This is a genomic window from Chitinophaga sp. 05T412 (assembly GCF_056396465.1).
Window position 1 is genome coordinate 61015 of sequence record NZ_JBFTLN010000014.1, and the last position, 14424, is coordinate 75438.

10 protein-coding genes are annotated in these 14424 nt (G+C 44.3%); 3 read left to right on the plus strand and 7 right to left on the minus strand.

Annotated features, from left to right (window positions below):
• Window positions 1-1329: an AAA family ATPase gene (locus AC1DFM_RS26355; RefSeq protein ID WP_477079757.1), complete on the minus strand. Its 1329-nt coding sequence runs from the start codon at window positions 1327-1329 to the stop codon at window positions 1-3.
• 413 nt (window positions 1330-1742) lie between these two features.
• On the opposite strand from AC1DFM_RS26355, the gene AC1DFM_RS26360 reads away from it, so the two are divergent.
• Both AC1DFM_RS26360 and AC1DFM_RS26365 read left to right on the plus strand, forming a co-directional pair.
• Window positions 1743-2198, plus strand: a complete 456-nt coding sequence (locus AC1DFM_RS26360; protein ID WP_477079758.1) for a hypothetical protein — start codon at window positions 1743-1745, stop codon at window positions 2196-2198.
• A 313-nt stretch (window positions 2199-2511) separates the two neighbouring features.
• A complete protein-coding gene (locus AC1DFM_RS26365; RefSeq protein ID WP_477079759.1) occupies window positions 2512-5742 on the plus strand; it encodes a TonB-dependent receptor in 3231 nt (1076 codons plus the stop codon).
• 81 nt (window positions 5743-5823) lie between these two features.
• On the opposite strand, the gene AC1DFM_RS26370 is transcribed toward AC1DFM_RS26365, so the two are convergent.
• On the minus strand, window positions 5824-6528 hold the full coding sequence (locus tag AC1DFM_RS26370; RefSeq protein WP_477079760.1) for an SIMPL domain-containing protein: 705 nt from the start codon (window positions 6526-6528) through the stop codon (window positions 5824-5826).
• Between the two features lie 189 nt (window positions 6529-6717).
• On the minus strand, window positions 6718-10095 hold the full coding sequence (gene mfd / locus AC1DFM_RS26375) for a transcription-repair coupling factor (protein ID WP_477079761.1): 3378 nt from the start codon (window positions 10093-10095) through the stop codon (window positions 6718-6720).
• A gap of 154 nt (window positions 10096-10249) precedes the next feature.
• Here mfd and AC1DFM_RS26380 point away from each other — a divergent pair, with 154 nt between their 5' ends.
• Entirely contained in the window at window positions 10250-10972 is a 723-nt protein-coding gene (locus AC1DFM_RS26380) for a ferredoxin--NADP reductase (protein ID WP_477079762.1), read from the plus strand.
• On the opposite strand, the gene AC1DFM_RS26385 is transcribed toward AC1DFM_RS26380, so the two are convergent.
• The 4 genes from AC1DFM_RS26385 to AC1DFM_RS26400 form a co-directional block, all read right to left on the minus strand.
• On the minus strand, window positions 10973-11548 hold the full coding sequence (locus tag AC1DFM_RS26385) for a hypothetical protein (protein WP_477079763.1): 576 nt from the start codon (window positions 11546-11548) through the stop codon (window positions 10973-10975).
• Window positions 11549-11599: 51 nt separating this feature from the next.
• Window positions 11600-13027 carry a glycine--tRNA ligase gene (locus AC1DFM_RS26390; RefSeq protein WP_477079764.1) on the minus strand — a complete coding sequence of 476 codons (1428 nt, stop codon included), beginning with the start codon at window positions 13025-13027 and terminating at the stop codon, window positions 11600-11602.
• Window positions 13028-13108: 81 nt separating this feature from the next.
• Window positions 13109-14050 carry a YihY/virulence factor BrkB family protein gene (locus AC1DFM_RS26395; RefSeq protein ID WP_477079765.1) on the minus strand — a complete coding sequence of 314 codons (942 nt, stop codon included), beginning with the start codon at window positions 14048-14050 and terminating at the stop codon, window positions 13109-13111.
• A gap of 43 nt (window positions 14051-14093) precedes the next feature.
• Complete coding sequence (locus AC1DFM_RS26400; protein ID WP_477079766.1) at window positions 14094-14423, minus strand: nucleotide pyrophosphohydrolase; 330 nt, start codon at window positions 14421-14423, stop codon at window positions 14094-14096.
• Between the last annotated feature and the right edge of the window lies 1 nt (window position 14424).

Below are 14424 nucleotides of genomic sequence, written 5' to 3' on the forward strand. Positions count from 1 at the left end.
TTATTTCTTAATATCCAGATATTTCAGAACATCATCATAAAGACCGGTTTCATTTGAATACAACGCGTAGTTACGGGCGGTATTAAACCATTCCCTGGTGGTAGGCTTATGTATTTTAGCGGCTTTTAATAATTCTTTCTGTGTGATGGGTTGTGGTGCGCCTTTCTGCAATGCTTCGAGCAGTTTTTCTTCTATGGCAATGTCTACAATGGCTTTGAGATCGGCGCCGGAATAGCCGGCAGTAACTTTCGCCAAAGCGTTGTAGTTGATATCGCTCACAGGTTTATCCCGCAGTTGCAGCTTCAGTATTTCTTCGCGGCCATCTGCTTCCGGAGGCGCAACAAAAATGATTCTGTCGAAACGGCCGGGGCGGCGGAATGCCGGGTCCAGGCTCCAGGGGGCGTTGGTAGCGCCAATGATGAGAATGTTTTCATTGTTGGCGGCGATGCCATCCATTTCAGCGAGGAACTGGTTAATAATATGCGTTGCGCCGGACTGCCGGAGTGCGGAACGATTAGCGCCTAATGCGTCTACCTCATCAAAAAACAACACACAGGGCTTACTTTGCCTGGCCAGTTCAAACAGGCTGTGGAGGTTCTTTTCACTGGTGCCTACCCACATATCCAACACATCATGGATGCCAACGTTAATGAACTCTGCCTGTATTTGTCCGGCAGTAGCTTTGGCCAGATAGGTTTTTCCACAGCCAGGAGGACCATATAATAAGATACCACCACCTGCTTTTTTACCGTAGGCTTTATAGAGATCCGGGAATTGCAGGGGCTTAATGATCTTCAGATCTATTTCCTGCTTTTCTCTTTCCATACCACCTACATCAGAGAAATTGATTTCCGGTTTTTCCAGCATGAACAGGTTTTCGCTTTCTTCGTCTTCTTCGTCGTCATCGTTAAATGAAACAGGAGCGGACTGAGCAACGCGGAAAAGGCTGTCCAGGGCTTCATCGCGGAAACCGGGGTTTATTTGTAATAAATGCTGATAGATCTCTTTTGCGGGTGGCATGGATTGTTCCTTCACCAAAATGCGGCAATGTAACAGCAATGCGTCAAAGTGGTCTGGTTCGCGGTGTTCCAATTGTTCCAGTACTACGATGGCTGCAGAGAATTTCTGCTGGTGATAAAAGGTACGCGCCAGGCCAAGCTGGGCGGCAGTATTAGTGGAAGAAAGCTCTAGTACTTTCCTGTATTGCTCTTCCGCTGCTATATATTCATAGTCTTGCAGTAATACCTGCGCCAGATGCATACGTAAGGGCACATTCTCTGGTGAAAACTGCACCGCCTCCTGTAATTGCTTGATTACTTCCGATGACATAATGTGCTTTTAAATATTCAGTAACGCCGTAATAATACGTAATTCGGGCCCAAAAAAATTGTTAATTATGGTGTGTAGTCCGTGTTACATGATACCAGGACGAAAAAAACATCTCCCAGAGATAGTAATATATTAAAGGTGTAGGTTCATGATATGTTGAAGGAGAACAATTTCCCGGTTTACTTTCCGGGGAAATAGCCTGTGTTGGTGGAGGGAATGTTTTGAAGGCCATCTCACCATATATACATTTTTTTAATTCGTATTTTTTTATATATATTGCACCCACATTATCCCTATGCCAACAGTCTTGACCAGTATCCTATGTTAATTTAAATTATCGCTGGCCGCCACCATAGCGGCCGGCACTGGTTTTCCTGATAAAAAGCGGCATACCAAACAAAAACAATTACGTAATGCGTATTACATTATTATTGGTAGCCATCATTACCGTATTGGGCTTTAGTGCCTGCAATCCTAAGAAAGAAGACGTAAAACCTAATGGTAGTTTTTCCTTTAAGCTGGATAAGGATACTTATCAATCCAACGCTACAGAAGCTTATGTTACCGACACTGTATATGCAGGAAAGAAGACCCTGGTAGTAGACGGCGTTACCAACAACTTCGGTTACCACATGGAACTGATGATTACCTTTCCCAAGGATAGCCTTACCACTGGCGCATTTGACGGCGTAGAAATGTCGCTCATGCAGATCCAGCAAAAGGCAATGGGATACACCAGTCAAAATATCAAAGTAAATATAACGAGCATTAATAGTAAGCATGCAGAGGGTACATTCTCTGGTGTATTATCAAATGGTGATACTGAAAAACCTTTAACGGACGGGACTTTCAAAGTCGAAATTAATTAACATCATTTTCTGATGACATTTCACATCAGCCCTGCCTTTACAGGCGGGGCTTTTTCGTATATACATTAAGGTTATATTATGTTGTTTATTGTTTACCGCCAGTTAACAATTAATTTGTACCCCCTTTTTCCGGCGCTGTTAACATTAAGGTTAAATTGGAGCGCAAAACCAATGTTATTTTAACCCAAAAAACAAACACAGCCCTTTTTTAAGCTCACTTTATGCACTCCTTAACAATTCCGTAATAATCTGTTAACATTCTGGTTGTTTTAGACTGTTTCCTTTGCACCTGTAAATACTTACAAAACAGTTTATGAAATCATTCTTTACGCTATTAGCTAGCTTTCTTGTAATTCTTTTTTACAACAACGCGCAGGCACAGGTAACTACTTCCGTTATATCGGGTAAGGTATCCGATCCGGGTGGTCAGGCTATCCCTGGCGTTACAGTAGTAATAGTAAACAACAGTACCGGCGCAAAATCCGGCGTTCAGACCAACACAGACGGCCGTTATATCTTGCCGAACCTGAATCCAGGTGGTCCTTATACCATCACTGTTTCATTCATTGGATATAAAAAAGAAATTAAATCAGACGTTAACCTCGGATTGGGTACCACCAATTTCAACTTTAAATTAGCCGAAGAATCTACTGCACTGAGTGAAGTAGTAGTAACCGGAACGCCTGGTGCTGGTAAAGCCGGCGGTACAAGAGTAGGACAAGAGCAAATCAAAACGCTCCCTTCTATGAGCCGCAGCCTGCAGGATCTGACGAAAGTAACCCCACAGAGCAACAACAACTCTTTCCTGGGTACTAACTATCGTTATAACAACGTAACCCTGGATGGTGCTATCAACAATGACGCGATTGGTTTCAGCCCTTCCTTAGGTGGACAGAGCAGCACCAGCGGTCAGCCAGGTAGCTCTACCCGTACTAACCCCGTATCTCTGGATGCGATCCAGGATGTACAGGTATTACTGGCTCCATTTGATGTGAAAGTAGGTAACTTCCTCGGTGGTAGCGTAAACGCTGTAACCCGCAGCGGTACCAACGAAGTACACGGTTCCGTGTATGGTTTTGGCCGTAACGCTTCTATGATCGGTAAAAACAATGCCGGTGATGGTTCTAAATTGCCTAGCGACTTCCACGAATACCAAACAGGTGTACGTGTTGGTTTCCCTATCATCAAAAACAAATTGTTCTTCTTCACCAACGAAGAAATCACCCGTCGTGTAGATCCGGTTATCCTCGGTGCAGGTTCGGCTGATAACGGTGGTATCTTAACTGAACAAGATGCTATTAAAATCACCGATTTAATGAAAACCTACGGCGTAGACGCAGGTACTGCAGGTAACACCAGCATCTATTCTAATTCCAACAAATTCTTCAACAGAATTGACTGGCATATCAACGCGAAACATCAGTTATCTGTTCGTAACAATACCATTACTTCTGAAGCTACCAACCTGGAACGCGATCAACAAAACTTCCGTTTCAAAGGTATCGACTTCAAACAGACCAATAACCAGTCTTCTACAGTAGCAGAACTGAAGAGCAACTTCAACAACACCCTGTCTAACAGCTTGATCCTGGGTTATTCTTCTGTGCACGATTTCAGAGATCCATTGTCTGACCCTGCAACACCACAAATTCAGATTAAAGGAAGAACCCCGGGTTCTACTATCTTCCTCGGTACTGACCGTGAAGCAAGTATCTTTAATATGAAACAAAAGACGTTTGAAATCACTGATAACGTCACTATATTCAAAGGTAACCACACCATCACTGTAGGTACACACAACGAGTTCTACAACATCACTTACGGTTTCGTAAACTCATGGAACGGTCGTCTGGATTACGACAGCATCCAGGCTTTCCTGGATAACAATCCTTCCCGTGTACGTGGTAACTTCAACTACGCTAACAACTCACGTGATAACATCATGGCTAATCCGCCAGCACAGTTTAAAGTAAACCTGCTGAGCTTATATGGCCAGGATGAAATTCAACTGACTGATCGTTTCCGTATCACTCCAGGTTTACGTTTAGACTACACCGGTATTCCGAACAAACAACCACTGAGCGATAAAACTATCAAGGCACCAGAAGATCCTAACTACGGAACTACTTATACCTACACTAAACCAAAGGATATCAAAAACGATTTCCTGAATAACGTACAGTTCTCTCCACGCTTAGGTTTCAACTACGATATCAAAGGTGATAACAGCCTGGTATTACGTGGTGGTAGCGGCTTGTTCACTGGTCGTATTCCTTTTGCATGGATTGGTTATGCTTACTATAATAATGGTGTTACTTACGGTGCATATGATAACAAAGCATCCAGCAAACCATTCGTAAACGGTCCGTTACCTGCAGCTAAACCTTCTGCAAATGGTATCGCTGATTTCGCCAAACAAAATGGTGTAGACGTTAATAATGCAACTGGTCCTACTCAGGTAGATATGATCGACAACAACTTCAAAATGCCACAGGTATGGAGAAGCAGTCTCGCCCTGGATTACACCACTCATGATCAGTGGAAATTCAGCATCGAAGGTATCTATACCAAAGTAGTAAAGGATCTGCAGTTCCAACAGGTGAACCTGGTAGATAACCCTACTTACTATGCTTACGACGTAAACAAACAACAGCCGATCTTCTCCGGTAAAAAAATCAACCCGTCATATACTAACGCTTACCTGCTGTCTAACACCGACAAAGGTTACCGTTACAGCATCACTGGTCAGATCTCTAAATCTTTCCCATTCGGTCTGAACTTCATGACGGCTTATACTTATGGTCAAGCTAAAGATATCACCAATGGTATCCGTAACTCCATGGAGTCTAACTGGCAGCTGAACCAGGCCCTGAATCCTAACAACCCAGGTCTGGCTTACTCTAACTTTGATGTTCGCCACCGTATCGTAGCTACTGTTAGCTACAAACAAGATTGGGGTTCTAAAGGTAAATGGGTATCTACTTTCTCTGCCTTCTTTAATACCTCTTCCGGTTTACCATTCACTTACGGTTTCGTAAATGCTACTGTACAGGGTACTCCACAGCAGGTGAGCCTGGCTTACATCCCGAAAGATGTAGCTGAAGCCACTAACTTCTTCGCTGATAAAGGTGGTGTTACTGCCGCTCAACAAGCAACTGCTTTCATGGATCACGTAAACAGCGATAAATATCTGAGCAGCCGCAAAGGTGACTTCACTGAGCGTAACGGTGGTCGTACTCCGTGGAATACTCAAGCTGACTTCCGTTTTGCACAGGACTTCAACATTAAAACACACAAGAGAGTACACACGATCACGTTTACTTATGACATCGTGAATGTTACTAACCTGTTGAACAAAAACTGGGGTATCCAATACTTCTCACCAAACACTTTCAACTCTTCTGCGAGTGTTGGTCTGACACCTACTGGTAAAGCGGTTAACAATTATCCAACTTACACTTATACCAACCCAGGTACTCCTTATTCCAAAGACTTCTTTGGCTCCCGTCATCAAATGCAGATGGGTCTGAGATACAGCTTCTAATTTAACTGGATCTTTATAAACGAAAATCGCCCCCCGCTATATAGCAGGGGGCGATTTTTTTTTATTACATCTCCAGTGTAATTATTTTATCTCAAATACTGCTCTTACTTCTGCACGCACTTTAATGGTTTTGAATTCGATATCAGAACCCGCATCATCCGCAGCAGCTGCAGATTTAAAGTTAGCCATCATCATCGGACGTACATCGGTGTAGTTATCAGTATTCATTTCCTGGATTTCGATCACACTATATACTTTGTTACCGATAGCCGCCAGCATATATTCAGCTTTTTCTTTTGCGGCCAGCAATGCTTTAATTTTTACTTCTTTACGGTATGCTTCCATTTTGCTGGAAGAGTAAGAAGCCACTCTGGTATTTTCAATTCCTTCCGCATCTACTGCACCCAGGATTTGATTGATTTTATCCAGCTTGGTTAATTTCAGGCGATACTGTTTGCGCGCCATAAATTCCTGTGGATCTTTCTTTTTACGTAATATCTCAAAGTTGTTACCATACACGTTTTCAACAGTCAAATCATTTTTGGAGATGCCTGCTTCCGCTACTGCTTTTTCCAATTGTTTTTCCAATGTGCTGATGTCTACTTTGGTTTTACCTTTCAGGTATTCACGGAGAGAGATGTCGAAATAAATTTCATCTGGTGTTATTTCTATTTCTGCAGAACCATTTACTTCAATCTTTTTTACCGGTGGTTTATTATCGGCCTGTTGTGCAAAAGTGCTCAGGGCAAAAAATAAACTAGCTGCTAATAACATTACCTTTTTCATGTGTCGATGTTTTTCTATTGTTTAAAAAATTTAGTTTTCGTTGTTGTTTACGCCCTCATGATGCGTGGTTAGAAAGTGATTCCACAAATGGGATTTTATAAAATTTTGTTAACGCTCAGTTACAGAAATAGAATTATACATTTCATGTTATAAATGAAACGATTACAAAGAGATTATGTTACAGGGAAATTATTTCCGGCTATCAGTCATGGCCTTGAGGAAGTCGTATAAATCATTCATATGGCGGATGCGGGAAGCCACCAGCATGAAGTTTTTGCCTACCTGTTTGAGTTTGGCGTTATTAGTACGGGTTTGTATATACGTTAATATATGATTGAACGTAGGGGATTCAAAGTAAGGGGAGTCGGGGTTATTGATAAAGTAGCAACGCAGGTTTTCTTCTTTCAGCATCATTTTCTCGAAGCCCAGTTGTATAGCCATCCAGCGGCAACGGATCATGGTGAGCAGGTCTTTTACCGGCTCAGGGAGCGGACCAAAACGATCGGCCATATCCACTTCAAAAGCCTGCAGCTTGCCTTCTTCCATGATATTATCCAGTTCCTGATACAGGTTTAAACGTTCCTGGATGCTTTCTATATAAGTATCCGGGATGAGTATTTCCAGGTCGGTGTCAATGGTACAGTCGCTAACGAAATCTTTCTTCTCTTCCAGCTGATCTTTAAACAGATCGCGGAATTCATTTTGTTTCAGTTCCCGGATGGCTTCGTCCAGGATTTTCTGGTACATATCGAAACCTATTTCGGCCATGAAACCGCTTTGTTCACCACCCAGCAGGTTACCGGCGCCGCGGATATCCAGGTCGCGCATGGCAATCTGGAAGCCGCTTCCCAGCTCACTATGTTGTTCGAGTGTTTGCAGGCGTTTCCGGCTATCAGAAGGCAGCGTGCTCATAGGCGGCGCCAGCAGATAACAGAAAGCCTTTTTATTACTGCGTCCTACGCGGCCACGCAGCTGGTGCAGGTCGCTCAGTCCGAAGTGATGTGCGTTATTAATGATGATGGTATTGGCATTGGGAATATCCACGCCACTTTCCACGATATTGGTACATACCAGTACATCGTATTTACGGTCGATGAAATCAAGGATCACTTCTTCCAGCTGATGGCCTTCCAACTGCCCGTGTGCGGTGGCAATAGACAGATCGGGGCATAATCCCTGAATCAGCCCAGCCATTTCCTTCAGTCCTTTTACCCGGTTGTGGATAAAGTACACCTGACCGCCACGTTCTGCCTCAAAGTAAATAGCATCACGGATCAGGTCCTGGTTAAACACCTGTACTTCTGTTTCAATGGCCTGCCTGTTGGGCGGAGGTGTATTGATGACAGAAAGGTCACGGGCACCCATCAACGAAAACTGGAGCGTACGCGGTATAGGCGTTGCCGTTAGTGTGAGGGTGTCTACGTTGTGTTTTATTTGTTTCAGTTTTTCTTTGGCAGAAACACCGAATTTTTGCTCTTCATCTACCACCAGTACGCCAAGGTCTTTGAACTTCACTTCCTTACCCAGCAAGGCGTGGGTGCCGATAATGATGTCAATTTTTCCTTCTTCGAGGCGCTTGAGTGTTTCTTTTTTCTCTTTGGAAGATTTGAACCTGTTCAGATAATCCACTGTGCAGGGGAAATCTTTCAGACGATCTGCGAAAGTTTTATAGTGCTGGAAAGCCAGGATGGTAGTAGGCACCAGTACGGCAGCCTGTTTACCATCTACAATTGATTTAAAAGCGGCACGGATGGCTACTTCTGTTTTACCAAAGCCCACGTCGCCACATACCAGCCGATCCATTGGAGCGGGTGATTCCATGTCGCGTTTTACGTCGGCAGTAGCTTTGCTTTGATCCGGGGTATCTTCATAAATGAAGGAGGCTTCCAGTTCTGTTTGCAGGTAGGTATCCGGGGTATGTGCAAAGCCTTGCTGGGCTTTACGTACCGCATACAACTGTATCAGGTCTTTCGCAATATCTTTTACCTGCGTTTTGGCCTTCTCCTTGAGTTTATCCCAGGCATCGCTACCCAGTTTATTCACTTTAGGTTCTACGCCTTCTTTGCCGGTGTATTTGCTGATTTTGTGCAGGGAGTTGATATTTACATACAACAGGTCGTTGTTTTTGTAAATGATGCGGATGGCTTCCTGCATTTTTCCTCCTACCTCAATTTTTTGCAGACCGCTGTACATGCCCACGCCATGATCAATATGCGTCACAAAATCTCCGGATTGCAGCTCCCGCAAGGTTTTCATGGTAATTGCCTTATTCTTGTTGTAGGCTTGTTTTACCTTGTATTTGTGGAAGCGCTGGAAGATCTGGTGATCGGTATAACATACCAGTTTCAGCGAATGATCAATAAATCCGTTGCTGATGGCTACGGGAATCGGGAAGAATACGAAATCTGCTTTGAGGTCTTCGAAAATACTCCGCAAGCGTTCCAGCTGGCGGGGATTGTCGGAGAATATAAAGAGAGAATATTTACCGCTATTATGTTTGCCCAGATCTTTGATCAATAAATCAAACTGTCTGTTAAACACGGGTTGTTCCTGGGTATCGAATACAATGTCAGTGGGGGAGTAGCCTTTATCGCTTAACCAGTCTTTGTTACCAAAAACGATGGTGGGCTTTTCCAGCAGCTGTTGCAGCAGTGGGGCGGCTTTCACGAAATCGTCTTCTTTCAGCACCATTTCGTCGTCTTCATCCACTTTTACCTTCTGACCGGTGAGCAGGAAGTCGTCCAGGCGTTGTTCCAGCTGTTCTATCACACCTTGTACATAACCAGGATCTTTCATCCACACCACGGTGTTAGCGGGGAGGAAGCTGGTAAGGGGTGTTTTGCCGTGATCTGTGCTGGTGCCATGGGTATCCATGTTAGCGATCAGCGTCACCTGGGTGAGTTTGCGTTCACTCAGCTGAGACTCAGGATCAAACAGGCGTATAGAGTCTATATCTTCCCCAAATAATTCAATACGGTAAGGCTTTTCATTACCAAAAGAGTAGATATCGAGGATACCTCCTCTTACGGCGTACTGGCCGGGTTCATACACAAAATCGGTGGCATGAAAGCCCCAGGATACCAGTTGTTCCAGCAGGGGATCTACTTTCAGTACATCGCCTACTTTCAACTGCACCATATTGGCGCTGAAAGCCTGATTGCCGGCCACTTTTTCCCAGAGTGCTTCCGGATAGGTGACCAGTATTTTTTTATGGACTTTATCTCCGGAAAACTTCATGAGGGCTTCTGTCCGCAGCATACTGTGACTGCTGTTGATTTCGTGAAACTGCCCTACTTTTTTGAAGGAATCCGGGAAATAGAAAATGTCCAGTGCCTGGCTGAGTTGTTCCAGATCGTTATGGAAATAGGCTGCCTCCTCTTTATCGTTTAAGATGAAGAGATGGTTCGCATCTGCATGCGCCCAGGTGCTAACTGCCACAAAGTTTATTGCACTCCCACTAATGGAGGAAAGCTGAAAGTATTGTGGGGTGGGTGATTGTATCCCCTTCACCAGCGACTGCAGGCGAGCATCACGTTGAAATAATTGTAATACAGCCTGTAAATTCATGAAGAATGCAAAGGTAAAGAAGATTTACCGATTTTGATATTGGCGGATCAAGATATTTAGAGAAGGAGGGGCTGGTATAATCAAATAATGAAATATCCAAATAATAAAAATGCCAGATTTTTACTATATTCAGTAATACCAAAATTCAACTTCCATGCTGGACCTATGGCATACAGGCATCGTTACAAAGTTGGTGGATGAAACCCACAATACCCGCCGCTTTTGGATCCAGGTACCGGACATGGATCGTTTCGACTTCAAACCCGGACAGTTTGTTACGCTGGACCTGCCTATTCACGAGAAAAAAAACAAGCGCTGGCGTAGTTATTCCATTGCCTCTCATCCTGTTGGCAGCAATGAATTTGAGCTGGTGATTGTATTGCTGGAAGGCGGCCTTGGCAGCACATATCTGTTCAACGAAATAAAAGTGGGCAGCGAATTACTGTTGCGTGGACCGCAGGGTATTTTCGTACTACCGGAACCGTTAGATAAAGAATTATTTCTGATCTGTACCGGTACCGGCATTGCGCCTTTCCGTTCTATGGCGCATTACATACAGGAGCATCAGATTCCACATGCGCCTATACATCTGATTTTTGGTGTACGGTATCAGCATGACCTCCTATATGCAGCCGAAATGCAGCAGCTGGCAGCATCGCTACCCAACTTCAATTACATTCCTACCTTATCGCGCGAAGAAAACTGGAGCGGCAGAAAAGGCTATGTACACAACGTGTATGAAGAATTATTGCAAAATGATAAACGGCCAGCCAATTTCTTTCTGTGTGGCTGGAAAGCCATGATAGATGAAGCCAAGCAACGCATACAGGCGATGGGCTACGACCGGCACGCTATTCACCAGGAGTTGTACGGATAATTAAAAGCGATATCCCAGGCTCCACTCGGGCGTGGGGAAGTTTGCTATATAACGCTTTGAGCCTACAATGGATGCACCCACTCTCATCAGCAAACGCTTCCCGATAGTACGGCGATAGTTGGCAGAAATCCAGCCCAATACGGCGTAACTGGTAGTAATATCATCGTACCATAGCGAATCTCCGAATAGATAGGTAGCACCAGCGCCAAATTCCACCATATTTTTGGAGTTGGGAGTAGGTGCCAGCACATAGTTGAGGCCCAGCAATACCGTGGGTTTACCATCATACCATCTATAATATACGGGAACATCCCCGGTGCCCTTCCATGAGTCTTCGTATGGAGGCACATATGCAACAGCTGCCCTGGCGCCTAATCCGGTATGACCGCTATTGAAACGGATATCATATTGCAATGATATACCACAGGCCGGGCCGGCGAAAGCTACAGAGGCAACCTGATTATAATTGCCGGAAGTTTTCTTTGAAGTATTTACTGTGGAAGACGAGGTTTGTGCAGCAGCATACAAACCGGACATAGCAAGGGCTATGACAGTTACAAAAGTACGTATAGGCATAACAGTGGTTGCTTTTTGTACTTATTTAACGGCCATAGCCCTTAAAAGTTACTAGAGTATTTTGCTTAATACCAGTGCTTTCACTTCAGACAGTGGGATACGCTCCTGTTCCATGCTGTCGCGGTGACGGATGGTAACAGTGCCATCTTCTTTGGTCTGGTGATCAATGGTTACGCAGAACGGTGTACCAATGGCATCCTGGCGACGGTAGCGTCTTCCAATCGCATCTTTTTCTTCATAGAAGCAATGGAATGCCTGTTTACATTCGTTCATTAATATTTTAGCTGCTTCTGGTAAACCATCTTTTTTGGTGAGCGGGAAGATCGCCAGTTTAATTGGCGCCAGTTTAGCAGGTAAGCGCAGTACCACGCGGCTATCCTGTTTATCAGCAGTGCTCAGGTCTTCTTCTGCATAAGCATTACAGATAGTCAGCAGGAACATACGATCCAGACCGATAGAAGTTTCTATCACATAAGGCACGTAGTTCTGATTGATTTCTGTATCGAAGTACTGAATTTTCTTCTTGCTAAATTCCTGGTGTTGTTTCAGGTCAAAATCACCACGGGAGTGAATACCTTCTACTTCTTTGAAGCCGAATGGGAATTCGTATTCAATATCCACTGCCGCATCTGCGTAGTGTGCTAATTTTACGTGGTCTTTGAAATGGTATTTCGCAGGATCTGTGCCCAGGCTCAGGTGCCATTGCATACGTTCTGCTTTCCATTTCTCGTACCATTCCTGTTGGGTGCCAGGGCGTACAAAGAATTGCATTTCCATCTGCTCAAATTCGCGCATACGGAAAATAAACTGGCGGGCTACGATTTCATTTCTGAAAGCCTTACCAATTTGTGCTATACCGAAAGGCACTTTCATCCTACCGGTTTTCTGTACGTTCAGGAAGTTCACGAAGATACCCTGTGCAGTTTCAGGACGCAGGTATATTTCGCTGGCTTCGTCGGTTACGCTACCCAGCTGGGTGGAGAACATCAGGTTAAACTGACGTACCTCTGTCCAGTTAACAGTTCCGCTAACGGAGCATTTTATTTTGTTAGATTCTATTAATGTTTTGAGGCCTGCGAAGTCGTTTTCCTTCAGCAGTTCATCCATCTGTGCCAGGAGGGCGTCGCCGGCTTCTTTGGATAATGTTTCTGCGTGACCTTCGATGAGGTGATCCACCCGGTAGCGTTTTTTGCTATCCTTGTTATCAATCATGGGGTCGCTGAAATTATCCACGTGTCCGGATGCCTTCCAGGTAGTAGGATGCATAAAGATGGCAGCGTCAATCCCCACGATATCTTCGTGTAATTGCGTCATGCTTTTCCACCAATAATCCTTGATGTTTTTCTTCAGTTCTGCCCCGTATTGACCGTAGTCATATACTGCACTGAGTCCATCGTAAATTTCGCTGGACTGAAAAACAAAACCATATTCTTTACAATGCGATATGATCGCCTGGAATTTATTCTGATCTGTAGACATAGTGGCGCAAAGATAAATGCCAATTTTGAAAATACGTATGCGATTATTAAATTATATTTAAGGAGATGGATAACAAATTATTTATCCTTCTTCTACGGTTTGTGGCTCGTGGGGTACCTCTATTTGTTTGATCCAAACGGCATATTCGTTGGGATAAATCTGTGCCCCGGAATGCTGTACATATACCCGTGTAAACACCGCCCCAAAATAGAGGATGGCCGCGGAATAGTATACCCAAAGCAATATGATCACAATAGATCCTGCAGCGCCATAAGTAGAACTTACTTTGCTGGCTCCCAGGTAGTACCCGATAGCAAATTTACCCAGCATAAAAAGAATGGCCGTGGCAATAGCGCCTACCCGCACATCTTTCCATCGGATGCGTGCATCTGGCAGCACTTTAAAGATGATGGCAAACAAGCAGGCGATCACTAAAAATGGTACTACAAAATCGGCCAGTGAAAATAAGATGCCGGAGGTGACCTTTCCCGGCAGTAATCGCACCACCAAAGCAGAAAATAATTCTACCAGGCCATTCACCGCCAGTGATACCAGCAGGATGAAACCCAGGCTCACCACCAGTGAGAAGGAGAGGAGCCGGTTCAGGATCATGCGTAACAAGCCATTCTTTTTAGGCTTTGATTTCAAGCGCCAGATGTGATTAATAGAATCCTGTATTTCGGCGAAAACCCCGGTGGCACCAATGATTAAAGTAACGAAACCTACTATGGTAGCCCAGCTCATATCACCGGACAGCGAGGCATTTTTGATCATATCCTGGATTTGCGTTGCCGCATTACTGCCTACCAGGCCGCTGATTTGTCCATAGATATTGCCTTCTATCGCATCTTTACCTAAAAACAAGTCGCAGAAGAAAATAATAATGATCAGCATGGGCGCCACGGAAAAGATCGTGTAATAGGCCAATGCAGCACTCAGTTTCAATACTTTATCGTCTATAAATTCGCTACCAGATTGCTTTAGTATCTGCCATAAGGTTTTTAGTCTTCCCTGTTTTCGCATAACTGTATTTTAGAAGCTGTACACAAAAAGCGTGCGTACCGCATCAGGGTTTTAGTTTGGGGTTATTATGATGCCGCTGAGCATCGCGGATATTTTTCTTTTCGAAGTTCTTTTCGAGGGCTACGGTCATGTCAATACCGGTTTGATTAGCGATGCAGAGTAACACCCACATCACATCGGCTAACTCGTCTGCCAGCAGTTTTTTGTTATCGCTTTCCTTCGATGACTGGTCCCCATATTTACGGGCCATTACACGGGCTACTTCACCAACTTCTTCAGTAAGAATGGCCATATTGGTCAACTCACTGAAATAACGCACGCCGGTGGTGTTGATCCAGTTGTCTATTTTTTCCTGGGCTTCCTGAATGGTCATG